Origin of the sequence: Azohydromonas australica DSM 1124, from assembly GCF_000430725.1 — a bacterium.
GTDB lineage: Bacteria > Pseudomonadota > Gammaproteobacteria > Burkholderiales > Burkholderiaceae_C > Azohydromonas > Azohydromonas australica.
In genome coordinates this window covers 26,461-50,990 of record NZ_AUMO01000055.1, presented here as the reverse complement: position 1 = coordinate 50,990, position 24,530 = coordinate 26,461, and the positions used below count along the sequence as shown (strand labels likewise).

Genomic DNA, 24,530 nt, shown 5'->3' with positions numbered 1-24,530 from the left:
CTCAGGGCAAGGAAGGATCGCGCCACATCCAGCATTCAAGTCGTTTCTCACGCAATACGAAATGCACCGAGTTGGCGGCCGGTATCCGGAAAAGGGGCCTCATGGGTCTCAACGCGTTTCGCTTCCAGTTGCGTACCAGGCCGGGTATCGAGCGGTTGATCGTGCCGCTGGGTCTGGAATGCCGCCATTGCCGAGCAGCGCCGCCGGCACGAGGCGGGGAAGAAGTTCTCGCCCTACGTGGCCATGTGCCGATGGCTCACCGAATGGCGCCACGTTCCTGAGACGGCTTGGCTGGCCGAGACACCTATCCACCTCCTACAGCAGACACTGCGCGGGTTGGAGCCGGGCCTACGCTTTCCCGATCCCAGGCAGTTTGCGCTGGATCAGGCTAGCGCCCGCGTGAAGCCGCCCAAGCTGGGATGGCTGCGCTTGCGCCAGTCGCGTTCCCTATCGGGAGAGCTGCGTAATGCCACCGTTTTGACATCCATCCCGCCCTCTCGCTGACGCTCGCCGCGCAAACAGCGGGAAGAGCGGGGTGGACGTCAATGCTTCTCTGCGATCAGCGAAGGGGGACTTCGCGTACACCCGCAGCAGCCGCGGCTGCGCCAGCACCCGGGCCTGGCTGCGCAGCGAGGCCGGCGGCGCATGCCGGATGCCGCGCGGCACGGCGCGCAGGCTGGCCAGCAGGCCCAGCGCGGCGACGGCCAGGAAGGTCTCGCGCCAGCCGAAGTGCTGGCCGATGAAGGTGCCCAGCGGCACGCCGGTGACCAGCGCCACCGTCAGTCCGGTGAACATGGTGGCGATGGTCGAGCCGATGGAGAAGAACACGCCGTGCGCCAGCCCGGTGAGCACCCGCGCCAGGACCAGCGATTCGTAGCCCCGCGCCTGCCACGCGAGCAGGTTGCCCGCCGTGAACAGCGCCATCAGCGCCAGCAGCGTCTTGCGCGGCAGGCGCCCGGTGAGGGCAGTGAGCACGGGCGCGCCGATGGCGACGCCCAGCGCGTAGAGGCTGACCAGCAGGCCGGCCGAGGGCAGGCTGGCCTGGAGGTCGGCGGCGATGGTCGGGATGGGGCCGACGATGACGAATTCCGTCGTTCCTATGGCGAAGGCGTTGACGGTGAGCGCGAGCAGTGCAAGGGCGGTGCGGCAGCAGTTCGATGTCGCGGCCACTGCTTTGCCGCAGTGGCGGCTTCCATGGAGGGAAACACCATGCTCAAGCTCAACGGCCTCTCCAGGGTCAACGCTGTCGCGCGCGGCCGGCCTTTCCATCGCCTGCGCGCTTGGCTGCAGGAGGCTGCGCCGTGGCGCGCGCCTGGCGCAGCTTGCGCATTGCCGCCGGTGCTCCGTGCAGGAACATGTCAACCTTCTGCTCGATGACGGCCTGGAGATCCTCCGGCACAGGCAGCCCGTACACCCACTTGCGCACGCCAAGGTAGAAGATGGCCGCGTGCAGGCTCCAGATCATCTCGATCTCGGCTTCCTGCTCGGCCTCGCCGCGCGGCTCGTCAACGTTGAACTCCGCCCGTACCTCGGCCAGTACCGGAAGGAAGATCCGGCTGCGCAGCTTGTCAAGGTACTTGATGTTGATCCCCTCGCGCGTGAGACCCGAAAAGATGAAGATCCGGATCCACTCCTCGCGCAGGATGACCGACGCGTAGTCAAGGTAAAAGGCGTACAGGCGCTCGGTCAGTCCCATGCTGCGGTCGGCGATCAGCTGCTCCCACTCGCGCCGCCACTTGAACACTTCGCTGTAGACCCTGTCGATCAGCGCTTCCTTGCTTTCGAAGTAGCGATAAAGCAAGGGCTGGGTCACACCCAGTTCCTTGGCAAGCTCCCGTGTACTGCCTGAGAAGCCGTAGCGGGTGAAATGCTCGATGGCCTTGGCGACGATCTGCTGCTCGCGCTCCTGCGGTTGCAGGCGCTGCCTGGGCCGAGGTTGCGTATCCGCCTTTGTGTCCATCGCATTCTCCACTGGATCCCTGCCATTGCCGCCGATACCACAAGGCGTCCCGGTGCCGTGCTCTACCGGTCAGTCGATAAATTGTAGGTTCGATGCGCCCACTTGTCCTGCCGGGCCTTGCCTGGGGAACCGGAGGAATTCCTGCAACGGGTCACGCCCCCAGGCGTTTCCAAAACACCTGGGGGCGTTGCCGTTGGCGAGGGTCAGGCGCTGTGGGCAGCCGCTGCCGCTTTCATGCCCAGCTCGCTGGCCACGAGCTGGTTGGCGTAGGCGCGCTGCTCATTCCTGGCGCGCTGAGACTTGTCCGTCACCGAGAACAGGTAGATCCCGGCGAATGCAACCAGCATCGAGAAGAGCGCCGGATACTCGTAGGGATAGATGGGCGCCGCGTGGCCGAGGACCTTTACCCACACCGTCGGGCTCAGGATGGTCAGCGTCACGGCGCTCACCAGCCCCAGGCTGCCGCCGATCACGGCGCCGCGCGTCGTCAGTCCGCGCCAGTAGATGGACAGCGCGAGGACGGGGAAGTTGGAGCTTGCCGCGATGGAGAAGGTCAGGCTCACGATGAAGGCGATGGTCTGGTGCTCGAACAGGATGCCCAGGACGATGGCCAGCACGCCCAGCCCAACCGTCGCGGCCCTGGAGACCCAGAGCTCCTCGCGTTCCGTGGCCGTGCCCCGGCGCAACACGTTGACGTAGAGGTCGTGCGACACGGCGGAAGACCCGGCCAGTGTCAGCCCCGCCACGACGGCCAGGATAGTGGAGAAGGCCACGGCACAGATGAAGCCGAGGAAGAGGTTGCCGCCAACGGCATGGGCCAGGTGCACCGCGACCATGTTGACGCCACCGATGATGGCGCCCTGACCGGTCTGGTAGTGCGGATCGCTGGCGACCAGGGCGATGGTGCCGAAGCCGATGATGATGATCAGCGCATAGCTGAAGCCCACGATGCCGGTGGCGTACAGGATGCTCTTGCGTGCGGCCTGCACGTTGCCCACGGTGAAGAAGCGCATGAGGATGTGTGGCAGGCCCGCCGTGCCGAAGATCAGCGCCATCCCCAGCGATACCGCCGACACGGGGTCGGAGACCAGGCCGCCGGGGCGCATGATGGCTTCATGCAGCTTGTGCGTTGCCACCGCCTCGCTGAACAGGGCGTTGAGGCTGAAGCCGAAGCGCTGCATCACCATGTAGGCCATGAACACGGATCCCGTGAGCAGCAGCGCGGCCTTGATGATCTGGATCCAGGTCGTGGCCAGCATGCCGCCGAAGAAGACGTAGACCATCATCAGCACGCCCACCAGCACCACGGCCGTGGTGTAGCTTAGGCCGAACAGCAGCTCCACCAGCTTGCCCGCGCCCACCATCTGCGACACCAGGTAGAGCAGCACGATCACGATGGAGCTCGACGCCGAGAAGGTCCGGATGGGCGTGCGCTGCAGCCGGTAGGACACCACGTCGGCCAGCGTGTAGCGGCCCAGGTTGCGCAGCGGCTCGGCGATCAGGAACAGGATGACCGGCCAGCTGGCGAGGAAGCCGATCGAGTAGATCAGGCCGTCGTAGCCGCTGGTGAACACCAGTGCCGAGATGCCCAGCAGCGAAGCCGCCGACATGTAGTCACCCGCGATCGCCCAGCCGTTTTGCATTGCCGTGATCTTGCCGCCGGCCGCGTAGTGGTCCTCCACGCTGTGATTGCGGCGAGCCGCCCAGCGGGTGATGAGCAGGGTGGCCAGCACGAATACGGAAAACATGCCGATGGCCGTGAGGTTGAGGCCTTGGCCCACCGTCGAGCCGGCCGCCAGCACGGGCAGCGGCAACAGGAGCAGGCCACAGAGTGTCAGGGCGGTGGGTTTCATTGGCCGGCTCCCTGGCGAAGGTCGCGGATCATCGCGTCGTACACCGAGTTGGCGCGGTACACGTAGACCGCAACCAGCGCGAAGGTGAAGGCGAACATGCCGAACCCGATTGGGATGCCCACGGTCATGGGCTGCGATGCAACGAGCCGCGCGCCCAGCAGATCGGGGCGGTAGGCCAGCGTGAGGATGTAGCCGAAGTAGACAACCAGCATCAGCGCGGTCAGTCCCCAGATGAAGCGCCGGCGGCTGCTCAGCAGCGCCTGGAAGCGCGGATCCCGCTCGAGCTGCTCGCAGGTGGCGTCGGCCGCGGCCCGGGGCCATGGCCCCGGAAGGGCAGTGGTGTGTTCCATGAACTCTCTCCTGGTAGCTGTCAGTGGCGGCGGTCTGCCGCCGTCGTGGCGGGTTCAGCTGAAGGCGCGGGCAAAGGCGGTCTCCCGCATCACGGCCTCGGGGGTGCGGTAGCGCTCGGCCATCCGGCGCTCGCCTTCATCGCGAAGTTGAGCCTGCATGTAAGCGCCGAGGTGTCGGGCGTGCTGCACGATGGCTGCGCCGATGGGCGCGCGCTCGTTGCTGTAGGCCTGCACGCCGGCGGCCACGTCGGCATGGGCTGGCAACGCCCTGGCCAGGGCCACGGCGTCGCTGGCGGCCTTGGTCACGCCCATGCCGCAATGGGGCCGGGCCACGAAGGCGGCGTCGCCGAGCAGCGCGACACGGCCGAAGGCCAGGCGGGCGCTTTCCAGGTCGAAGATGGGCTGGAAGAAGAGGTTTTCCGTCTTCTCCACCACCTCGGCGAACTGCGGGGCCAGCACCTGCCGTGCCGCGCGGCGGGCGTCCTCCAGGATCTCGGGCCGGATGAGCGGCGGCGGGATGCCGTCCAGCCAGACCTTGCCCGAAGCGTCGGTCACCAGGTCGCGCAGCGTGGTGGCTTCAGCAGCCGGCCGGTACCAGACGAAGTTGAAGCGGCGCTTGCCGGGCTCGAAGGCGTTGTCCTTGCCGGCCACCGGGTAGGCAATCATCTGCTCGTGCGGCGGCAGGCCGAAGGCGAAATACGGGAACAGCTCCTTGAGCGTGCGCTCGCTCAGGGCCGACTCCTCGACCAGCCCGCGCCAGGCGATGTAGCCCGCGTACTCGGGCCGCGCCTGCGGCAGCAGCATCTGCCGCACCGTGGAGCGGATGCCGTCCGCCGCCACCAGCAGGTCGGCACGCACGCGCCGGCCGTCCTTGAAGCAGGCCGTGACGCCGTCGTCGTCCTGCGCCAGCGATTCGAGCTGGAAGCCGTTGTGGTAGCGCTCGCGCGGAAACGCCACCTTGAGCACGTGGTACAGCCGGCTCCAGGCGGTGAGCACCTGCGGCATGGCGCGGCGTCCGGCCACGCTGCCGTCGCGGGCCAGGGTCACGCGCTCCTGCACGGCCACGCCGATGCTGTCGTCCACGCTCACGCCGGCCACGGCCAGCGCGGCCATCAGCTCCTGGTGCGTGACGATGCCGGCGCCCCGCCCTTCGAGCTCCTCGGCCACGCGCTCGTAGACCTCCACGTCCCAGCCCGCGCGGTGCAGCAGGTTGGCGGCGAACAGCCCCCCGAGCGAACCGCCGACGACCAGTGCCTTGCGTTGCTTGCCCATGCTTGTCTCCTGTCGTGCCATGTCGGGTTCAGTGCTGGCCCTGGTGCAGGGCTTGCGCCTCCGCGGCCGGGAAGTTCAGCTCGATCGTGATGCCCGAGGGGTCCTCCACGAACAGCTGGTGCAGCCCCAGGTCGGGCACGGTCCGCTCGCGGTAGGGCAGCGCGGCGCCGTCGAGCCGGCCGCGCATCGCGCGCAGGTCGGTGGCCAGGAACGCCAGGTGGTCCACCGCCGCGCTGCCGTGCAGCGATGCGCTCGCCTTGTCGCCCAGGTACTGCACCAGCCCCTCGGGATCGTTCTCGTCGATGCCGATGATGTGGACGACCCCGAAGTCGGCCTCGTCGCCGCCGCGGTAGAGCCAAAGCCCCGGGAACTTGAAGGCCGGCCGGTAGCCCTCCTTGAAGCCGAGGATCTCCGTGTAGAAGCGCCGTGACGCTTCGAGCGAAGTGGTACGGACTGAAAAATGGGCCAGCTTGCTGATCGACATGGAGGTCTCCAAATCTGTCTTAAGTTATCGATGGATAAATAGTAGGCGACGTTTTCACGAACTGCAAGCCGGCTTGCTCGGGTTAGGGGCATGCTCAGCGGCGCTGTCTCAGTCGCTGCAGGCGGCCTCGAGCACTGCCGGTGGCCCGGCATCTGCTGCGGATCCCTGCTGCAATCGGGACATGGCGGATGCGCAGCCATGGCATTACTGGAGGCCGCACCCGTGCCGTTGATGCTGGCGCTTGGCGTTACGGTCTCACTAGCGGGCTGTTCTGCTTCATCCCGACGACGGGCGTTCTCTGAACGTGGCTTCAACGATCGGGACAGTGCGGGCGCTGCTTGCGCTGGCGCTTGGCAGTGCGCTGTTCGGCAGCACGGCGCCGCCGCCGCTTTATGGCATCTGCCCGTCTCGCTGGCCGTTCTCGTCGACAACGCTGACGGCGTTGTTCTCGGTCCATGCCGTGGGCATGCTCAGCGTCGCTGATGACGATGGGTCGTGTATCGGACCGTCATGCGCAGCGTCGCGTCGTGCTCGTGCCGACGCTGGTCGTGGTGTTGTCGGGTCCGCTGGTATTTGCGTGGGTATCGAGCCTGGCGAGCTTGTTCATCGGACGGCGGCTCACCGGGCTTGGCAGCGGTGCGCTGAGCGGCGTGTGCACGGCAGCACTGGGGTGCGTTGACGGAGCGCGCACCCGCGAGCCGCCGCGCGCAGCTCATTTCGATGTATCGGGTGGCCGGCTACCTGGATTCTGCGGCTTCAACCACAGGACTTGGGGCACTCACCGACGTCCTGGGGCTGCGTGGTGCTGCCCCGTATTCGGAGCCATTCTTTTCGCAAGCGTCGTGCTGATCCTGTTGAGCATTCGACGTCTGCCGAAATGACCGGCCTGGTCTTTGAGCCTGAAGCGTTGGTGGACGGACTCACCAGTTTTTAGGGACGGCGCGCTGCCGCCAGGGTTGGGAGCGGCAGAGTTCACTGCGCAGACCGTCTCGTTGCGCCCAAGGATCCCTTTGCTCGTCAGCTCGGAAAGCGGTTTGTGCCGGCCGTATCGAAAGCACGACATCGGGGTGCCTATCAAGTAGCACTGAGCGCCGGGCAGCCCAGGGTTTGGGCTTACGTGATTTCCGTGATGTACGGCAGCGCTTGAGGAATGACAATTGACGCCATGCAGCACACCGATAGCTGAGGCGTTCATCAGTTTCCTGGCTGGACGAGCGCCCTTGGCGGTAGCCCTCTCCACCCAGACGCTGACCATGGACAACAACTCGCTTTCCCGCTCACCTGCCGAAGGACCGCCCGCTGAATACCTCTCGGCCATGGCCGATCTGGAGCGGCGTGCCTTTCGTGGTGAATTGAGCCTCCGGCAAGTCCGCCACGAGATTTTTGCGCTGCGCGAAAGGTTCGGCGCTGAGCCCGCGCTCGTGATGCAGTGGGCGGCCACGCCGCGCTGATCTTCGCTTCCCTGAAAGCCCGTGAGCGGCCGGCGAGCCCGGTCATGCGCGTCGTCGTGCCAGCCGCTGCAGGACCGACGTCCTGTCCAGTGTCGTCCCCTGAATCGGTAGGGGTTGCCAGATCCGAGCCGTCTCCGGCAGGTCGTGCCTGTCGCTCACCGGCCATACGCAGCTTCAGCAGCTCCGGCAGCTTGCAATGAGCCCTGGTGGACGGCCAGATTGGCGCAAGCGGGCCCACCATCTCCGAAAAGCCTGCCCTCTGTTCTTGGGCAGCGGCAACGCAGCTTCGGCACGCCATCGCTGCCGGGCGGACAAGCGAACCGGCGTTCGGGAAAGCCAGGAACTCAGAGCAAGCGCGCTTCACCCAGCAGCTCGAAGGCCTTGTCCTCGGAAAGCGCGCCTTGCCTGGCCTTGAGCACCAGGATCTTGATGAGCGCTTCCGTGATGGGCGCCAGGCCGCCTTCGATGACCAAGGGCTGCGAATACGGCGGCGTGAAGTCAGCGGCTTGCAGCGCGGCCTGGGGAGCCTTCACAGGTGCCGGAGCCGCAACCGGTGCTGCGACCGGGGCCGGTGCAGCAGGCGCCAGGACTTCGGTACGCAACGCCGGCTCAGGTGCCTGCGTCGCGGGCTGCGCTTCAACCATGACCGGCGCCAGCGGTTCGGCCTGGGGCGCAGCGGTGGTGCCCCCGCTGGGGGACGCTCCGGCCAGCGCCGTGGGCTCGGTGGGCTGCTGGCTGCCGCGCTGGATTGCGCCCTGGGAGCGCCGTCCCCGTTGCTTGTTGGGGGCAGCGTGGGTGGCAACATCGCCTGCAGCAGTGCCAGCCAGGGCGGGACCCAGGCCACCCGAATCAGTCGGATCTGCCGTGGCTTCGGTGGATGTGCCGCTGGCAACCGCAAGTGCGGCTTCAGCCGTGTTGCCGCTCGAAGCCGTGTGGGCGTCGGTTGTTGTGTCCCGCAAGGACACGAGGCGTTGAAGCGTGGCGGCAGGAATGTCCGCTGCCGTGCGAGGCGCCTCGAACCAGTTATCGGGCAGGCCCAGCGCGCGAGCCATCCCGTTGCAGAGATCCTTGTCCAGGCTCTTGCGCCCGCTGAGCATGGCCGACACGTACGGTGGCTTGGCATGAAGGACCCTGGCCAGCGCGCTCTTGGCGCCCTTGCCCTGGAGCAGCACGGTCAGGTTCTGCTTGCGCAACTCGGGCGATGCCATGGAGGAGATCTCGTTCGAACCAGACTGCGAGGGCGGTGCAATCTCGGACAGGGGCAACTGGGCTTCAGCGGCGGCCGCCGCTCGCCTGGACGCCTTTGCAGCGCGCTTGCCTGCGGCTTGCACGCTCTCGGGAGCAGCAGGCGCCTGGGCGGCATCGACCGCCGGGCTTGCTGCTTGCGCCGTCTTTGCTCCTTCGCTGCTTGCGACCCCGGAATCGGGTTCGACAGCGGCCGAGTTCGCGACCTCGACCTTCCGAGCCTGCCGGGCGTGAGGAGCATGAGCGGCAGCCTGCGTTGAGGCGGATGCCGGTTGGGCAACGGCTGAAACTTCGGCCGCTGGCTGTGCGGAGGTGGCGTTCCCCACGGGATCCAGCACCGGTGAACCGTCCTCGAAGTCCTCGTCGTCGAGCAGCCCGGCGCGGTCGGGGTTCTTCAGCAACTCCAGCGTGCGCTGCGGGACCTCCTTGTTGAGCCCGTCCAGCCACTTGCCGGGCAGCTTCAGTGTCCGCTCGATATGGAAGGCAGTCTCGTCGGGGCACAGCGCCCCCTGGGACATGGCCTCAAGCCGCTCCAAGGGCACCTCGGCCACCAGCGCCAAGGCTTCCCGCACCGGCGCGTTCTCCAGCAGCAGCCGCAGATTGGCCGCACGCAAGGCGCCTTTCACGCCTTGCTTGGCAACCTGCGGCTTGGAGTTGTCTTGCCGTGGCCCGCTGGGACGTCTGTTCGACGCCGGGTGCAGGATCACGTTGTCCAGCATCGGCTCACGGGTGTTGCGGTCACGGTTGCGGCCGCGGTCGCCGTCACGACGCTTCGATGACCAATCAGGCTTTGCCACGTGGTGCTCCCGGAGTGTTCAGAATGCCAAGGCCTGCTGCGCCTGGTCCGCTGCAGTGTCGTGCTCGCCGGCCGGTGCCATGGACACGCCACTGGCGGCCGGCACGCCGGGTCGTGCGGCGATCGAATTGATCGCCAGAAAGTGCTTGTTGAGCAGCGCCGTGGCCCGGGCCAAGTCCGGATCGCGCTTCATCCATGCGGCAAGGCCCGGCAGCTCGCCGGACAGGGCCCGTGCATAGGACGCCGCCTTGCGATCAGCCACCTGGGCAATGGCGCGGATCAGCGCCTCGCGTTCGATGGGATCCAGCCCCGCAAGGCGCTTTTTCTGATCGCTGTCTTCAAAGGACCGGACGAGCTGGGCAGCCGCCCATGCGTCGCCTGTGGCGTCCATCATGTCGTGACTCATTGCTGGGTTCCCTGGGTAATTCAATGTTGGAGTATTTCACCAGACTGGGCGCGCAAAGCAGGAATGCCAAGTGCGCGGTCGCGGCGCGCCCCCTGTGTGCGCATGACCAACGCGGCAACGACGGGCCATGGGGCCAAACCCCGATCACGAGGCAAACGACTCCACGGGACGGCAAAGCGCCAGTCTTCGAAGCGGTATGCTGCGCCCCATCTACACCGCAGGAGCATTTGCATTGGCCAAGACTGATACCCAGACGAACAGCGCCTTCATGAAGTCCTTGAAGCCCAGTCGCGAACTTGCGGCCATCATCGGGGCCGATCCGTTGCCACGCACCGAAGCCACCAAGCGCCTTTGGGACTACATCAAGCAGCACAACCTGCAGAACCCGGCGAACAAGCGCAACATCCTGTGCGACGACGCCTTGAAGGCGGTCATGGGCAAGGACGAGGTCACGATGTTCGAGATGACGGGGCTGGTCAGCAAGCACCTGGCTTGAAGCCGCATCGCCGCGATGCCGGCAGCGGCACTGTGGCGATCATCTTCCATGATGAAGAAGCCCTGTCCCCTGGGGCTTTTTCAGTTGGCGTGAGATATCCGTCGCAGCCGCTTCAAGCGCGGCGTGATGCCCAAGCCAGCGGTCGCCGTTGGCCCAGTTCAGGCGGCCTTCTTTGCAGCTGCTTTCTTCGCGGGTGTGGCAGCGGTCTTGGCTGCAGCCTTCTTGGCCGGGGCTGCCTGCTTGGCAGCGGCCTTTTCGACACGGGCCTTGGCGAATTTTGGATCCACCAGGCCCGCCAGCGACGTGGAAGGCGAGAACTTCACCAGCTTGCGCGCGGCGATTTTGATCTTGTCGCCGGTGGCGGGATTGCGGCCGGTGCGCGCGGCACGCTGGCCGAGCTTGAAGGTGCCAAAGCCCGCCAGGGCCACGGCGTCGCCCTTCTTGAGCTCCGAGCACAAGGCGTCGATCACGGTGCCGAGCACTTTCGCGGCGCTGGCCTTGGAGAGCTCGTGTTGTTCTGCCAGCAGGGCAGCCAGGTCGTTACGGTGCATGCGTGGCTTGCATGGTGAGTTGAGGCGCAGGATTTTGACATTGGCGCGCGGCGATTTTGGTCGCGGCAGTGCCGGCTGTTGCATCCACCATCAGTGAGCGGCTCGCCAGCCACCGGGCACCTGGGTCATGGAACGCAGGGTGCGCAGGCGGCGGATTCGGGGGGCTGGATGCAGGGCCTCGCTGCACACGCCCCCGCCCTTGCCCACGCAGCGCAGCACGGATCCCATGGTGAGTGCGGTGTGCAGCTACTCCCGCGCTGTTGCTACTGGGCAGGCCACTTCACGCGCGCCTGGGCGATGCCCCCACCGGCGCTCTCCAGAAGTCGCTCTTGGAGCGGTGGATCGTCACGCGCCGGCCCGGCAGAAGTACTCTCAAGGCCTGGACGCCGGCAAAGCCCGGGCGCCAGAGGATCCGGGCGTGCCCTACGTCCGGCGAGAGCGCCGCCGGCCGCTTGGTCACTGTGGCAAGCGAGCGCGGGTCGTGCGGGGCAAGAAGATTACTTGCGTGTTTATGCGAGGTCGCGGCATGCACTTCGCCCAGATCCGGGCAATGCGTGCACAAGCGGCGCGAGGTTCCAAGCGGCCAAGCCACCATGCCCGACGCTGCACCCGCATGCGCTGGTGTCCTGCCTCTCGATGCACGCCATCAAGCGAGCGATTCACCCCAACGTTGGCCGGCTGCACCTCAGCGCGGTCAGCCCTCATGCCTGGCCACCCATCCGAACTTCGTCTATCCCCGAAATCTCCAGAAGCGTCAGCTTGGCGGGTAGCGTCTCGACCTGGTCCTGGCTAACGATGGCCAACCCGCCTGGGACGGGCGTCGCCGCGCGGCGCGTCGCTTGAGGCGCCTCGTTGCGCGCATTGCCGCACCCTGGGGCCCCACGCCGCTGCCTGTGCCTTCACCTCGTGCCCCATCGAAGCACCGACCGTGGCGCCACTGCGCCTACTTCGACGCACCAGCAACTTCGTCAACGCTCGGGCTGCTCTCAACAAGGCAAGCGCAGGCAAACTGGCCGCGAGCCAGCCGGGGTCGGCACCCCGTGCACGACCGCGGGTTGTGCTCACCGCTGCCCCCGCACATCGGGCGGCACGCCCAACTTTGACGTTGAAGTTAGCTACTGCTCTACCGTACACCCATGCGAATCGGGCAGCCGCGTGCTCCCGGTTGCGCCGCGCATCCGCTTTGACGCCAGCTTCGCGTCTTTGCCACGCATATTCATCAAGGAGCACCAACTTGCTATACCTACTGAAGAGATGTTGGCTGATCCCGCTCATGCTGCTGCTTGCAATGGCGGGATGCGGAGGAGACGGCGATGGCGGCGGGGCCGTCGTCGGCGGGAACGCCCCGACCATCAGTACTCAGCCGGTTGCCCAGACCGTAAACGAGGGAACGGCTGCCACGTTTGCAGTCGTAGCAGCCGGCGATGCTCCGTTGAGCTACCAATGGCAGCGCAATGGCGTCGTCATCCCGGGCGCCACGTCCGCCTCCTACGCGACGCCGCCGGCGTCCCTGGCGGATGAAGGCGCGCAGTTCGCCGTCGTGGTGACCAACGCCCGAGGCAGCGTCACGAGTGCCGCCGCCGCACTGCACGTGACGGCGTCACCAAGGGGCACACTCGCCGGGCGAGTCCTCGCTGCGGCAGGCGCTCCGCTGCAGGGCGCTACCGTCATGGTCGGCAACACCAGTGCCGTAACCGATGCAGGTGGCAACTACACAATGGAAGTGCCGGCCAATTCGAGGGTCGTGGCGGTGTTCTCCGCACCGGACTACGCAAGGACCGTCAAGCCGGCCGAAGTGCTTGCCTCGGCCACGACGCAGCTCTCGGTGCAACTGCTTCCCGTTGGGACAACGCAGGCCGTGGATGTGGCATCCGGAGGTACGGTGGCTGTGCCGTCGTCTACTGCGCAAGTCGTCCTGCCGGCCAACGGCATCGCTCGTCCCGATGGCACTGCGGCCACTGGCTCAGTGCAAGTGGCCGTGACACCTATCGCTCCGGCCGTGGATGTCAACCAGATGCCGGGCGACTACACGGCGCTGGTGTCCGGGGCGCCTACCCCGATCGAGAGCTTCGGCGCCATGCTGGTCGACATCACCGATGCAGCTGGCGTGCGCTACAACCTGGCCAGGGGAGCCACTGCGACGGTGCGCATTCCGCTGAGCACCCGCACGCCGGCCGCTGCCGTGCCGGCGACCATTCCGTTGTTCTACTTCGACGAGACGGCGGCCCGGTGGGTGCAGGAAGGCAGTGCCACGCTGCAAGGTGTGGCACCCAACCAGTACTACGAAGGCACTGTGACGCACTTCAGTTACTGGAACGCCGATCAGGTGCTCGAGACCATCTTCGTCAGCGGCTGTGTGCGCGATGAGGGCAACCAGCCAGTTGCTGGTGCCAGGATGGCTTCCGACGGCATCGACTACAGCGGCTCCTCCGCTGCAGTCACCGCCGCAGACGGGACGTTCCGCATTGCCATCAAGCGAAATGCGCGGGCCACGATCATCGGAATCTCCGGCACCCGGCTGACCAACACCGTCTCGACGACGGCCTCGGCCACCGACTACACGCTGCCCGAGTGCCTGGTGGTTTCCAACAACGAGGCCAGCCTGAGCATCAAGCTGACCTGGGGCAGCCTGCCGCAGGACGTGGACTCCCACCTGCTGCTGCCGGACAACTCGCACGTCTGGTTCAGCGATACGGGCAGCCTGGTGGCGTCGCCCTTTGCTGCGCTGGACGTGGACGACACGGACGGAAACGGTCCGGAAGTCGTCACCGTGACCAAGCTGATGGTAGGAACCTATCGCTACGTGGTGAACAACTTCAGCGAGACCTTCGCACCCGACATGACGAACTCTCCGGTACGCGTCGAGATCACCCGCGCGGGAGCGACCAACGTCTTCTCGCCGCCGCCCGGTGAGGCAGCCAACCTCTACTGGCATGTGTTTGACGTGGTCGTGGCCGCGGACTGCACCGTGACGCTGCAGACGGTCAATGCATGGTCGCCGGCACTTCCTGCTGCCGTTGTGAACCCAGCCCCCACCTTGTGCGGCGGCAATTGACCAGGGTGTTGCGACACCGGTGAGCTTGGTGGCACGGGCGGCACGGAAGCTTCAATCGTGCCACCGCGGCGCTGCATCGATACCGGTGTTCGCACGTGACGCCGGCAGCTGGCACGACGGCTGCCGACTTTTTGCATGGTGGGTCAAATGCCAAGGGCACGGCGCGGCTGGCAGGGGGAGCCTTCGACGCAGCGCCGGTTGACTCGGGATTGCATGGCCGCTGTCGCCCGAGTTTGCGCCCGCTGCGCGGCCGCTCACGCCCGTGCGCGAGGAGCTACCGCTGCACATGCCACGGTCGCGCCAGTGTCGTCGGCACGGATTGCAGATAACGCGCCGGCGTCACACGGGCCGGCAACGCCCGGACCACGAGCACCGGATGGCGCAGCGCATCCCGAAACGCACCAGTGACGCCGATTGCACGCAACTGGCCGACTCGATAAACGGCAGCGCCGTAGGGACGATCGTGAACATCACGGCCGATCTGGCCGTCCATCAAGTCCGTGAGTGCAGCAGCCGCGCCCTTGTAGGGCACGGGAATCGTGGGCGTCCCCCTTTCCACTGAGTCAACCGCCTGCCCGCCCCGCCCGGGCAGGCCACCGCGCCCGGCGTCGCGACGCAAGAGCGACGCGCGCATGCTTCGCTGCCAGCGATCAGCGATGCGGATCGCCGGGTTCATAGGCCTGAGCCACAGCACGTATTTCGTCGAGCAACCAGATACATGCCGGGTCATGATCGTTGCGCCGATGCCAGACCGCGCGCAGGACAGATTCCTGAGAGCTGTAGGGAAGCTTGCGAACCAGGATCCGGTTGCCTGAGGCAAATTCCTGCGCCAAGCTCTGCGGGACGATGGACAGCATGTCGGAGTCGAGCAGCAGGCTCGGAATCGCAAGCGAATGCGGCACGGTGACGCGGATGTTGGGCACCAGCCCCGCATCTTTCAAAGCTTCTTCCAGCGAACGGCGGTCGAACATTTCCGACTGGCGCGCGAGCCCGCGCTCGACGATGAAGCCGCCGACAGCACCTTCCTCGTCACCGCCGACGGAGACCGTGAGGAGTGGGTGCTTCGCCAGGTCAGCCATCGTCAGGCGACGACGCGCTGCAGGATGCCCCTTGCGCATCACCATCACCTCCCCCAGGGACGCCAAGGCTTGGGAGCGCAGGCGCTTGGGGACCTCGGCAAAGACGCCAATCGCCAAGTCGATGCGACCCACATCGATCTGCTCGGCCAGGTCGATCCGTGTCGACGGCCGGATGACGAGCGAGATGCCTGGAGCCCGTGCCGCTAGACGTCGGCTCAACTTGGCCACGAGCACTGCGGTGACGTGGTCGTTTGCAGCGATGAAGAAGCGCCGCGCCGAACGTTGAGGATCGAAGGGCTGCACCCCCAGTGACTCCTCGATCCGGGAGAGGGCCTCGCGCAGCGACGGTGCCATCGCAAGCGCGCGCGCAGTGGGCTCCAGCCCCTTGCCGGTCCGCACGAACAGCTCGTCGCCGATCGCTTCGCGCAAACGCGCCAAGGCATGGCTGACTGCCGACTGGCTCAGATGCAGCCGCAGGCCGGCACGCACGAGGTTGCGCTCCTCCAGGATGACGTCCAGGACCCGGATCAGGTTCAGGTCGATGCGGTCGAAATTCACCGGTCCCTCTGGTTGATGGGTTGCACGAGCTTCATTGTGCCGACGCCGGCGTCTCCCGCGCTGCATGGGCCGTCGGGAGGTTGGGCGAGCCGGAGCTCACCCGCCTGGGCCTGCGCCGGCATGGGTTTCCCGGCATGAGTTGCATGGCGTGCATAGCGCACCTGCACAGATACCGCTTCTGTAACCCCCGCGCTGGCAGCACCATGAAGCCGTTCCCGACCCATACCACCTTGACGCAACGGAGACATCATGGACCAACCCTCGCGCCGAGCCTTCGGCAAGGGCCTGTTGACGGCCCTCGCGGGCACGACGATGCCACTGCTCGCACGCAGCCAGTCGTCAACCCAGCCGGGCAGGGTCCTGGTTGGTTATCCCGCCGGGGGCACGCTGGACCAGACGGCACGCCGCTTCTCCGACGCATGGCGCCAGCAGGGCCGGGCGTACATCGTGGATAACCGCGCGGGCGCCGCGGGCCGTGTGGCCAATGCCCAGCTCAAGCGGGAGCGAGCCGACGGAAGCGTGGTGCTGTGCACCCATACCTCCTCGCTGACGATCTATCCCCACGTCTATTCCAACCTGGCCTACGACAGCACCAACGACTTCACACCGGTCACGCCCGTGTGCGAGGCGGTGTGTGCCTTCGCCGTGAGCAGCATGGCTCCCCAGTCGGTCACGAGCCTGGCTGAGTTCGTGCGCTGGGCAAAGGAGGCGCCGCACAAGGCGATGTATGCGTCGCCGGCGGCCGGATCGGTGGCTCACTTCCTGGGCTTCCGGTTCAGCCAGGCCGCGGGTCTGAACCTGCAGCACGTGCCATATCGAGGGTCGGCGCCTGCGCTGCAAGACCTGCTGGGTGGCCAGATCGCCAGCTACTTCGGCTTCGTGGGTGACTTTCTGCCGTACTTGGCCACCGGCAAGCTCCGCATTCTCGGCACCACCGGACAGCAGCGTTCGCGCTTCCTGCCCAAGGTCGCGACGTTCGCCGAGCAGGGTTTAGCGGGTGTGGAGGGCGCGGAAACCTACGGCCTCTTCCTGCCGCCGAAGGCCAGCGATTCAACAGTCAACGCGCTGTATGAGGCCACGAAGGTGGCGTCGCAAACATCGGTGGTCAAGGCCGGGTTCGACCAGATCGGCATGGACCCGATCACGCTGTCTCCACGCGAGTTCGTGCAGAGGCTTGCGAAGGAGCGCGAGCGCTGGCGGCCGATCGTGAAGGCATCCGGTTTCACGTCGCAGCAATAGGAGCACACATGGACAAGCGTCAACAGCTCATCGAGCGCAGCATCCCGTTCCTGCGGGAGATCAAGGACATGACACCCGGCACCGAGGTCGAAGCCTGGCTCAACCGCGAGTACGGGCCGAACAGCAGTCTCTACAAGGAGCTGGCTGCGCTGGTGCGGGCCGGCATCGAGGAAGGCTGGGCGGCGAACGTGGAAATCCAGGGCCGAAAGTACCGCCGCAGCCGCATTGCCGAGCCTTCGGAAGAAACCTTCCACTTCAGCATCACCGCCGTCTACATGGACAGCACGGGTAACCAGCAGGGCAATCCCGAGGGCAGCTTCAGGGGCGACTACCACTCACATCCGTATGGTGAGTTCAACATGGTCATCGCGCTGAACGAGGGTGCGGCGCTTGCAGGGCCGAACGGGTGGTGCCATGGCGGCTGGACCGCGCCGCCTCCCGGCAGCCACCACTATCCCGAGGGCAAAGGCGGTGCCGTGATCGCCCTGTTCTACCTCCCGGCGGGACGAATTTCCTATGAAGTGAAGCCGGTCTCGAACACGCCGGACACGCTGCATCAGGCCGACTGAACGGCCTCCTCACCCATACAACCAGAGAGGAGATTTCCATGGCAGATCGGAACGTCAAGATCCTCGGCATCGCGGGAAGCACTCGTGACGGCTCATTCAACCGGATGGCGCTGGCTGCGGCGGCACAGCAGCTGCCGTCAGGCAGCACGCTGGAGGTCTTCGAGCTGCACGAGATGCCGCTCTATGCGCAGCAGCACGAAACCCCTCTGCCGGCGGAGGTGTCGGACCTCAAGGCGGCCGTGGAGGGCGCCGACGCGATCCTGTTTGCGACGCCCGAGCACAACGCCTCGATCTCGGCGGCCTTGAAGAGCGCGATCGACTGGGGTTCGCGGCCGATGGGGCACAACAGCTGGGCGGGAAAGGTCGGCGCCGTGATCGGGGCCTCGCCGGGAGCGCTCGGCACCGTGCGTGCCCAGGGCCAGCTGCGTCAGATCATGGCCGCCTTGGACATGGTTGTCGTCAGCCAGCCGGACGTCCTGATCGGTTCCGCCCGGGACAAGTTCGGCATGAACGGCAGCCTTGTCGACGAGAAGGCCAGGGCGCTGCTGGGCCAACTGATGACGCGGCTGGTCGCCACGGCACGTGCGCTGCGGCAAGGAGCGGCGCAATGACAGCGGAACTCCAGCCGGACCTGCCCGGTCCCGGCATCGAGCACCTGTTGCGCTCGCGCAGATCCGTGCGGGCCTTCCGGCCGGATCCGGTGAGCAGGCAACAAGTGCTGGACATCCTGAGGCTGGCGTCCTGGGCGCCAAGCAACTCCAATACCCAGCCGTGGCGTGTCCATGTGCTGGCCGGGGCGGCCAAGGCCGCGCTGTCCCAGGAACTGCTGGCCGCGCACGAGGCGGATTCATTTCCGCCGGCGGCGCACTTTCCAGCGGTGTTGCCCGAGAGGCTGCGTATGAACCAGGAGCAGTTTGGCGCCTCGTACTATGCCGCTCTCGGTATAGACCGCGGCGATGCGCCTGCCCGCAAGCGGCAGACGGGACGCAACTTCGAGTTCTTCGGTGCTCCGATCGGCCTCATCTTTTCGCTGGACCGCAGGCTCACGCCTCACAGCTGGCTGGACTGCGGGTTGTTCATCCAGAACGTGATGCTGGCCGCGCGGGCCGGCGGTCTTGACACCTGCCCCCAGGTTTCCTTCGTCCGTTACCAGAGCGTCATCGCCAGGCATCTCGGGCTTGGTGAGCACGATGCGGTCGTGTGCGGAATGTCACTTGGCTATGCAGACCCGAGCGCGCCGGTTAACTCGCTTGCGGTGCCGCGCGAGGCTGCAGAGCGGTTCTCCACATTCCTCGGATTCGACCTGCCATAGCTTGCGTACTCGGCCATGAGGGTTGTGTTTTGGTTGAGATATATACCATCTGACGGCCGGAGTTTCGCTCCAACAGACACTGCGCTGTAACGACGGCGCACTGCAGCAGGTAGGTGCCCGGTGCATTCCACCCGGGATGACCGATAGGACACCTTCACCCCGGCGGCTTGCCCGCCCGTCCGCCTGCGCAGGCTGCAGCTGCCATGTTGAGCAGTTGTCCCACTCCCTGCAGCCGTACCCCAAGCGTCAAGTGTGCCGTCGCACGGTACGGGTACGACCGTACGCCACCACGACTCAATACGCCAGGGACGGCCTCGAGCCTGCGTCACGCGTGTGCCGCCGGGTCGGTAGCGGTGCACACGGTCCTGTCTGCTACCGCACCACGACATGAAAACAATGGAGACATGAGCATGAAACCCCGCATCACAGCCATGGGGATGTCGGTCCTGGCCGTCGTCGGCGCTCAGGCACAAACCACACCGGCTCCGGCGGCAGTGGACCTCTATGGCCTCATCGACACCGGCGTGGAGCGCATCACCAACGTCGGCGCCACCGGCGGCAGTCTCACGCGCATGCCCAACATCTCCGGCACGCTGCCCTCGCGCTGGGGCCTGCGCGGCATTGAGGACCTGGGCGGCGGGCTGCGCGCGGTGTTCACGCTGGAGTCCGGCTTTGGGCCGGACAACGGCGTGTCGGGCCAAGGCGGGCGGCTGTTCGGCCGCCAGGCCCTGGTGGGCTTGTCCGGCGGCTGGGGCACGGTCGCGCTAGGCCGGCAGTACACGATGCTGTTCTGGTCGCTGCTGGACGCCGACCAGCTCGGCCCCAATGTCTACGGCGTGGGCTCGCTCGATGCCTACATCCCCAACTCGCGCGCCGACAACGCCATCACCTACCGCGGCAGCTTCAGCGGCGTGTCGGTGGGCGCGGGCTACAGCCTGGGCCGCGACGCGGTCAACGCTGGGCCGAGCCCCGCGGGCACCAACTGCGCGGGCGAGAACGCCGCGGACAAGACTGCCTGCCGCGAGTGGTCGGCCATGGTCAAGTACGACTCGCCGGCGTGGGGCGTGGCGCTGGCGGCCGACGAGATCCGCGGCGGCGCGGGCGCTTTCGCGGGGCTGACCAGCAGCGCGCTCAAGGACCAGCGCGTCACGCTCAACGGCTATGCGAAGTTCGGCCCGGTGAAGGTCACGGCCGGCGTGATCCGGCGCGACAACGACGCCGCGGCGCCGCTGTCGGCCGTCAACGGCGCGAGCGCGCGCAGCAACCTGTACTGGATCGGCGGCGCTTACATCGCCACGCCGGCCCTTATTCTGGATGGACAGTTCTACCAGCTGAACTTCAACGGCGGTGGCGACCAGTCGACGCTCGCGGTACTGCGCGTCAGCTACAGCTTTTCCAAACGCGCCATGGTCTACGCCCAGGCAGCGCACATCAGCAACGGCGCCCGGCTGGCCATCTCGGTGAGCTCCGGCCAGTCCGGCAGCAACCCTGTGGCGGGAGGTTCGCAGAGCGCTGTCATGGTCGGCGTGCGAACCTCGTTTTGACCAAGCTGGCATCGTTGCCGCCGATGGACACAAGGCCATCGGCAACAACGTTGAGCGGCAGCACGTCAAACGGATTGCCAACAGGCAGGGCAAGTCGCTTGAACCTTCCTGCCGCAATGTTCGCTTGGGCCCGTCAGGTGAGCGCTGCCTGAGACGTGTTGCGAAAGCTGATTGCCATGCGGTTATTGGCAGCGCTCGATCCAGCGCGAGTAGAGGCGTCGCAGCACGCGTGCCATCTCGGCTGTGCGTTCGGGCAGAAGACGGCGCGTCTCCTCCTTCGACGCGACGGCGGGGTTGCCGGCAGCATGTTCCCGCAGCAACTGCCCACCATTGCGCTGCAGCGACAGCTCAACCAGCTCGGGCGTCATCTCCAGGTGCGACTGCAGCAGCAGGTGCCGCTCGTCCAGCACGAAGGCCTGGTTTTCGCAGTGCTCGGCACGGGCGATCTGCCTTGCGCCGGCCGGCGGCACGAACGTGTCCCCGTGCCACTGGAACGTCGTCACCACGCGGCCCGCATAAGGCCCCCACCACTCGCGCGAGACGGGGTCGTCCGCGGCCTCGATCCGGTTCCAGCCGATCTCCGGACGGGTGTGACCATGCACCTGGCCACCCAGCGCCAGTGCCACCAGCTGGCTGCCGAGGCAGTGCCCGGCCACGGGCAGGCCGCGCGCATGGGCGTCGCGGATCAGCGACATCTCGCGTGCGATCCACGGCAGCTCGTCATGCGCGCTCATGTAGCCGCCCAGGAAGACCAGACCCCCAAACTCTGAGACGCCTGAAGGCACCGGCTCGCCGTCCACGATGCGTACCAGCCGCACGTCGCAGCCGAGCGAATCAAGGATCTGCGGCACCGTGCCCGGTGCGCCCACTTCGGTATGTTGAAAAACTGCGATGGGTTTCATGCTTGAACGACGGCCTCGTGGCTTGCCATTTCTTCGGCCCTTCCCACGCAGAGCAAGCGCTCCAGCAAAGGGGCGTCTGCTGCCAGGGCGCTGCTGGGGCCGGCGTGAACCACGGTGCCGCGCTCCAGGACGATGGCCTGGTGCGTCATCTCCAGTGCCAAGACCGGATGCTGCTCGACCACGATGGAGGCCAGGCCGTCGCTCTCGCACAGGCGGCGGATCGCGGTGGCGAGCTCCTGCACGATGAGCGGCGCCAGGCCTTCCATCGGCTCGTCGAGCAACAGCAGCTTCGGGCAGGTCATCAGTGCACGGCCGATGGCCAGCATCTGCTGCTCGCCGCCCGAGAGCTGGTTGCCGTAGTTGCCCCTGCGCTCGCGCAGGCGGGGAAAGAACCCGTAGACCCGTTCCAGGGTCCACACGCCCGGCCGGGTCACCGCGACGAGGTTCTCCTCGACGGTCAGCGAGGGAAACACCTCGCGCTCCTGCGGCACCCAGCCGATGCCCGCGCGTGCCCGCAGATGGGAGGGCCACCGCGTGATGTCCTGGCCAAGCCATCGGATCGAGCCATCCGTCACGCGGGTGTTGCCCATGAGCGTTTCGAGCAGCGTGGTCTTGCCCACGCCGTTGCGGCCCAGGACGGCCAGGCTCTGGCCTTGTGCGAGCGAAAAGCTCAGCCGATCCAGCACCACGGCGTTGCCGTACCCGGCCGTGACCTGGTCGAAGGCGAGGACTTCAGCCATGGGCCGCTCCTGCGAGGCAGGCGCCCGCGTGAGCCTGGCTCCCCATGGGGGCCTGCCGGCCCTGGAAGCCCGAGCCGTTGCCGAGGTACACCTCGCGCACGACGGGATCGGCGCCAATCTCGGCCGGTGTGCCTTCGGTGAGGATGCGGCCGGCAACGAGCACCGAGATGCGGCGCGAGAAGCGGAAGACGAGGTTCATGTCGTGTTCGATGAAGAGGATGCTGATGTCAGGCGGCAGCTCGTCAATCACCTCGAAGAGCTCGCCGCTCTCGCTCTGCGGCACGCCCGCTGCGGGCTCGTCCAGCAGCAGGATGCGTGGGCGGGCGGCCAGCGCGATGGCGATCTCCAGCAGCCGCTGCTTGCCGTAGGCCAGCTCGGCCACCGGCACATCGGCCAAGTCGTCAAGCCGCAGCCGTTGCAGCAGCGCGTGGGCCTCGGCGTGCACCGCGGTGCAGCGCTTCAACGGGCGCCACCAGGCGGCACCCAGCCCCTCGCGCTCGCTGATGGCGAGCACCACCGACAGCAGCGGCGTCAGGCTGGGGAACAGCGTGTTGATCTGGAACGTGCGCACGACTCCCAGGCGTGCGCGCTGGTCGCAGCGCAGGCCCGTGATGTCCTGCTCGCCCAGGTGGATGCTGCCGGCCGTCGGGCGGTACACGCCCGTGAGCAGGTTGATCAGCGTGGTCTTGCCGGCCCCGTTGGGGCCGATGAGCGCCTGCCGCGCACCGGGTTCGAGACGCAGGGACAGGCCGTCGACGGCTTGGAAGGCACCGAAGCGGACGCCCAGGTCCCGGGTCTGCAGCGTATGAGCGGCCTTCATCGCGCATGCTCCGTGCGGACGACGCGCGACAGCAGCCCCATGATCCCGCCGCGTCCCAGCAGGACGGCGCCGATCAGGAAAATGCCGAGCCAGAACATCCAGTACTGCGGGTCGATCTCGGCGAAAGCGTCGTGCACCAGCATGTAGACGAGCGCACCCACGAGGCCGCCATACAGCCGGCCCGTCCCGCCGAGCACGAGGATGATGAGGATCTCGGCCGAGCGGTTGAACCCGATCGACTCGATGCCCACGAACTGCGTGGTCTGGGCCAGGAGCGCGCCAGCCACGCCGGCCATCGCCGCTGAGAAGCAGTACGCCATACGCAGGCGTGCCTCCACCGGCGAGCCGATGGCCAGCATGCGCTTGCGGCTGTCGTGGATGCCCCGCAGCGCCAACCCGAAGGGCGAGCGCAGCATGAGCCGCACGAGCAGGAAGCACGCGAGCACGACGGCGTAGGCGTACCAGAAGGCCGTCTTGCCAAACAGGTCGAAGTCGAACGTGCCAAGCACCGGATCGACCACCATGCCTTGCAGCCCGTCGGTGCCACCGGTGACGGGCGCGAGGCGGTTGACAAGCTCGGCCAGCAGCACGCACACGCCGATGGTGATCATCAGCCGCGCCAGGTCCGTGCCGCGCACCACGAGGTAGCTCAGCACGTAGCCCAGCGCCGCGCAGCCGATCAGCGCGACCAGCAGGCCGGACAAGGGCTCACCCCAGCCGTGCCGGGCGAGCAGACCGGCGGCATAGGCACCCGTGCCGAAGAATGCCGCGTGGCCGACGGTGAGGATGCCGGCGTAGCCGAGCGCCATGTCCAGCGACACGGCAAACAGGCCGAAGATCAGGACCTGGCTCATCAAAGCGAGCTTGTCCGGCAGCGCGACGTAGGCGGCCGCGAACGCGAGCCACACCGCGATCTCCGTCGCGCGCACTTGGGTGGGGGAGAGGCTGAGGCTTTTCATCAAGCGAGTCCTTTGCGGGCCACGATGCCGTTGGGGCGCAACAGCAGCATGGCGATCATGAAGACGTAGACCAGGAAGGCGCCCGCCTCGGGCAAGTAGTACTTGCCTGCGACATCAACGATGCCCACCAGCAGCGCGGCGGCGAACGGGCCGGTGATGGTGCCGGCGCCGCCTACACAAACCACGATCAGGAAGTACACGAGGTACTTGAGCGGAAACGTCGGTTCCAGCCCCAGCACACCCAGGCTGAGCGCGCCGCCCAGTCCCGCCAGGCCGCAGCCCAGTGAGAAGGTCAGCAGGAACAGGCGCTGCACATGAATGCCGGTCCCGCGTGCCACGCGCTGGTTGTCCACGGCTGCACGCACCATGGCGCCGTAGCGTGTCTTGCCCAGGCCCAGCAGCAGGGTGGCCAGTACGAGCACGCCGCACAAGATCAGGAACAGGCGGTAGCGGCCCACCTCCATCCCGGCAAGCGACACCTGGCCGTCCAGCGCTGCCGGCAGCTTGAACGGCTGCATGGACGGGCCGAACCACCACGTGAACGCGGCGATGGAGACGAACACGATCCCGATCGAGAGCAGTACCTGGTCCAGCGGATGCGCACGGTACAGCCTGCGATACAGCAGAAGCTCCAGGAGGGCGCCCACCGTCGCGGCCGCGACGAAGGCAGCGGCCAGCGAGACGGCAAAGCCCGCATCCAGGCGGCCCATCAGCATGCTTGCCGCGTAGCCGCCCACCATGGCGAAGCTGCCATGGGCAAGGTTGACGAAGTTCATCAAGCCCATCGTGATGGACAGACCCACCCCGATGAGGAACAGGAGCATGCCGTAGGCCACTCCGTCAAAGATCACGATTCCCATGAGAGTCCCGATGAGGCATGGAGGAGGGC

23 protein-coding genes and 1 pseudogene are annotated in these 24,530 nt (G+C 66.7%); 8 read left to right on the top strand and 16 right to left on the bottom strand.

The annotated features are described in order from the left end of the window. Nucleotides 1–572: 572 nt before the first annotated feature. The 6 genes and pseudogenes from H537_RS42125 to H537_RS0109860 form a co-directional block, all read right to left on the bottom strand. Nucleotides 573–1,170: pseudogene (locus H537_RS42125) on the bottom strand (MFS transporter); the annotation flags it as partial. A 67-nt stretch (nt 1,171–1,237) separates the two neighbouring features. Next, the gene (locus H537_RS42120) at nt 1,238–1,960 is read right to left on the bottom strand and encodes a TetR/AcrR family transcriptional regulator (protein WP_051242298.1); all 723 of its coding nucleotides are present in this window, start codon (nt 1,958–1,960) and stop codon (nt 1,238–1,240) included. Between the two features lie 203 nt (nt 1,961–2,163). Beyond that, nucleotides 2,164–3,813: a cation acetate symporter gene (locus H537_RS0109875; RefSeq protein WP_028997792.1), complete on the bottom strand. Its 1,650-nt coding sequence runs from the start codon at nt 3,811–3,813 to the stop codon at nt 2,164–2,166. Continuing rightward, nucleotides 3,810–4,163 carry a DUF485 domain-containing protein gene (locus H537_RS0109870; RefSeq protein WP_028997791.1) on the bottom strand — a complete coding sequence of 118 codons (354 nt, stop codon included), beginning with the start codon at nt 4,161–4,163 and terminating at the stop codon, nt 3,810–3,812. Before H537_RS0109870 ends, H537_RS0109875 begins: the two co-directional genes overlap by 4 nt. Nucleotides 4,164–4,217: 54 nt before the next feature. Then, the gene (locus H537_RS0109865; RefSeq protein ID WP_028997790.1) at nt 4,218–5,435 is read right to left on the bottom strand and encodes an FAD binding domain-containing protein; all 1,218 of its coding nucleotides are present in this window, start codon (nt 5,433–5,435) and stop codon (nt 4,218–4,220) included. A gap of 28 nt (nt 5,436–5,463) precedes the next feature. Then, entirely contained in the window at nt 5,464–5,919 is a 456-nt protein-coding gene (locus H537_RS0109860) for a VOC family protein (RefSeq protein ID WP_028997789.1), read from the bottom strand. A gap of 1,253 nt (nt 5,920–7,172) precedes the next feature. Between H537_RS0109860 and H537_RS42115 the strand changes: the two genes are divergently transcribed. Beyond that, the gene (locus tag H537_RS42115; RefSeq protein ID WP_156901578.1) at nt 7,173–7,370 is read left to right on the top strand and encodes a hypothetical protein; all 198 of its coding nucleotides are present in this window, start codon (nt 7,173–7,175) and stop codon (nt 7,368–7,370) included. A gap of 344 nt (nt 7,371–7,714) precedes the next feature. Here the strand turns inward: H537_RS42115 and H537_RS0109850 are convergent, their stop codons facing one another. Both H537_RS0109850 and H537_RS0109845 read right to left on the bottom strand, forming a co-directional pair. Beyond that, the gene (locus tag H537_RS0109850) at nt 7,715–9,412 is read right to left on the bottom strand and encodes a hypothetical protein (RefSeq protein ID WP_156901577.1); all 1,698 of its coding nucleotides are present in this window, start codon (nt 9,410–9,412) and stop codon (nt 7,715–7,717) included. An 18-nt stretch (nt 9,413–9,430) separates the two neighbouring features. Continuing rightward, nucleotides 9,431–9,817, bottom strand: coding sequence for a hypothetical protein (locus H537_RS0109845; protein WP_156901576.1), 387 nt, complete (start codon nt 9,815–9,817; stop codon nt 9,431–9,433). Between the two features lie 196 nt (nt 9,818–10,013). On the opposite strand from H537_RS0109845, the gene H537_RS0109840 reads away from it, so the two are divergent. Next, nucleotides 10,014–10,313, top strand: coding sequence for an SWIB/MDM2 domain-containing protein (locus H537_RS0109840; protein ID WP_051242297.1), 300 nt, complete (start codon nt 10,014–10,016; stop codon nt 10,311–10,313). Between the two features lie 158 nt (nt 10,314–10,471). On the opposite strand, the gene H537_RS0109835 is transcribed toward H537_RS0109840, so the two are convergent. After that, nucleotides 10,472–10,948: an HU family DNA-binding protein gene (locus H537_RS0109835; RefSeq protein ID WP_310733012.1), complete on the bottom strand. Its 477-nt coding sequence runs from the start codon at nt 10,946–10,948 to the stop codon at nt 10,472–10,474. Between the two features lie 1,189 nt (nt 10,949–12,137). On the opposite strand from H537_RS0109835, the gene H537_RS50810 reads away from it, so the two are divergent. After that, nucleotides 12,138–13,919: a carboxypeptidase regulatory-like domain-containing protein gene (locus tag H537_RS50810; protein WP_084150566.1), complete on the top strand. Its 1,782-nt coding sequence runs from the start codon at nt 12,138–12,140 to the stop codon at nt 13,917–13,919. Nucleotides 13,920–14,193: 274 nt separating this feature from the next. On the opposite strand, the gene H537_RS52500 is transcribed toward H537_RS50810, so the two are convergent. Together H537_RS52500 and H537_RS0109825 are read right to left on the bottom strand one after the other, a co-directional pair. Next, nucleotides 14,194–14,595 carry a tripartite tricarboxylate transporter substrate-binding protein gene (locus tag H537_RS52500; protein ID WP_169516982.1) on the bottom strand — a complete coding sequence of 134 codons (402 nt, stop codon included), beginning with the start codon at nt 14,593–14,595 and terminating at the stop codon, nt 14,194–14,196. Further along, nucleotides 14,570–15,556 carry a LysR family transcriptional regulator gene (locus H537_RS0109825; protein WP_028997784.1) on the bottom strand — a complete coding sequence of 329 codons (987 nt, stop codon included), beginning with the start codon at nt 15,554–15,556 and terminating at the stop codon, nt 14,570–14,572. Before H537_RS0109825 ends, H537_RS52500 begins: the two co-directional genes overlap by 26 nt. 249 nt (nt 15,557–15,805) lie before the next feature. Between H537_RS0109825 and H537_RS0109815 the strand changes: the two genes are divergently transcribed. From H537_RS0109815 to H537_RS0109795, 5 genes are all read left to right on the top strand, one after another. After that, a complete protein-coding gene (locus H537_RS0109815) occupies nt 15,806–16,795 on the top strand; it encodes a tripartite tricarboxylate transporter substrate-binding protein (protein WP_028997783.1) in 990 nt (329 codons plus the stop codon). An 8-nt stretch (nt 16,796–16,803) separates the two neighbouring features. After that, a complete protein-coding gene (locus tag H537_RS0109810; RefSeq protein ID WP_028997782.1) occupies nt 16,804–17,364 on the top strand; it encodes a 4-hydroxylaminobenzoate lyase in 561 nt (186 codons plus the stop codon). 38 nt (nt 17,365–17,402) lie between these two features. Next, entirely contained in the window at nt 17,403–17,975 is a 573-nt protein-coding gene (locus H537_RS0109805) for an NADPH-dependent FMN reductase (protein WP_028997781.1), read from the top strand. Further along, nucleotides 17,972–18,676 carry a nitroreductase gene (locus tag H537_RS0109800; protein ID WP_051242293.1) on the top strand — a complete coding sequence of 235 codons (705 nt, stop codon included), beginning with the start codon at nt 17,972–17,974 and terminating at the stop codon, nt 18,674–18,676. The genes H537_RS0109805 and H537_RS0109800 overlap by 4 nt, the downstream gene beginning before the upstream one ends. A 410-nt stretch (nt 18,677–19,086) precedes the next feature. After that, nucleotides 19,087–20,220: a porin gene (locus tag H537_RS0109795; RefSeq protein WP_028997779.1), complete on the top strand. Its 1,134-nt coding sequence runs from the start codon at nt 19,087–19,089 to the stop codon at nt 20,218–20,220. Between the two features lie 182 nt (nt 20,221–20,402). Here the strand turns inward: H537_RS0109795 and H537_RS0109790 are convergent, their stop codons facing one another. The 5 genes from H537_RS0109790 to H537_RS0109770 are packed head-to-tail and all read right to left on the bottom strand — an operon-like array spanning nt 20,403 to nt 24,501. Then, complete coding sequence (locus H537_RS0109790; RefSeq protein WP_028997778.1) at nt 20,403–21,122, bottom strand: type 1 glutamine amidotransferase; 720 nt, start codon at nt 21,120–21,122, stop codon at nt 20,403–20,405. After that, a complete protein-coding gene (locus H537_RS0109785; RefSeq protein ID WP_028997777.1) occupies nt 21,119–21,862 on the bottom strand; it encodes an ABC transporter ATP-binding protein in 744 nt (247 codons plus the stop codon). Before H537_RS0109785 ends, H537_RS0109790 begins: the two co-directional genes overlap by 4 nt. Beyond that, nucleotides 21,855–22,682 (bottom strand): ABC transporter ATP-binding protein, encoded by an 828-nt coding sequence (locus tag H537_RS42105; RefSeq protein WP_084150565.1) that lies wholly within the window; start codon nt 22,680–22,682, stop codon nt 21,855–21,857. The genes H537_RS0109785 and H537_RS42105 overlap by 8 nt, the downstream gene beginning before the upstream one ends. Continuing rightward, nucleotides 22,679–23,641, bottom strand: coding sequence for a branched-chain amino acid ABC transporter permease (locus H537_RS0109775; protein WP_028997776.1), 963 nt, complete (start codon nt 23,639–23,641; stop codon nt 22,679–22,681). The genes H537_RS42105 and H537_RS0109775 overlap by 4 nt, the downstream gene beginning before the upstream one ends. Beyond that, entirely contained in the window at nt 23,641–24,501 is an 861-nt protein-coding gene (locus H537_RS0109770; RefSeq protein ID WP_028997775.1) for a branched-chain amino acid ABC transporter permease, read from the bottom strand. Before H537_RS0109770 ends, H537_RS0109775 begins: the two co-directional genes overlap by 1 nt. Between the last annotated feature and the right edge of the window lie 29 nt (nt 24,502–24,530).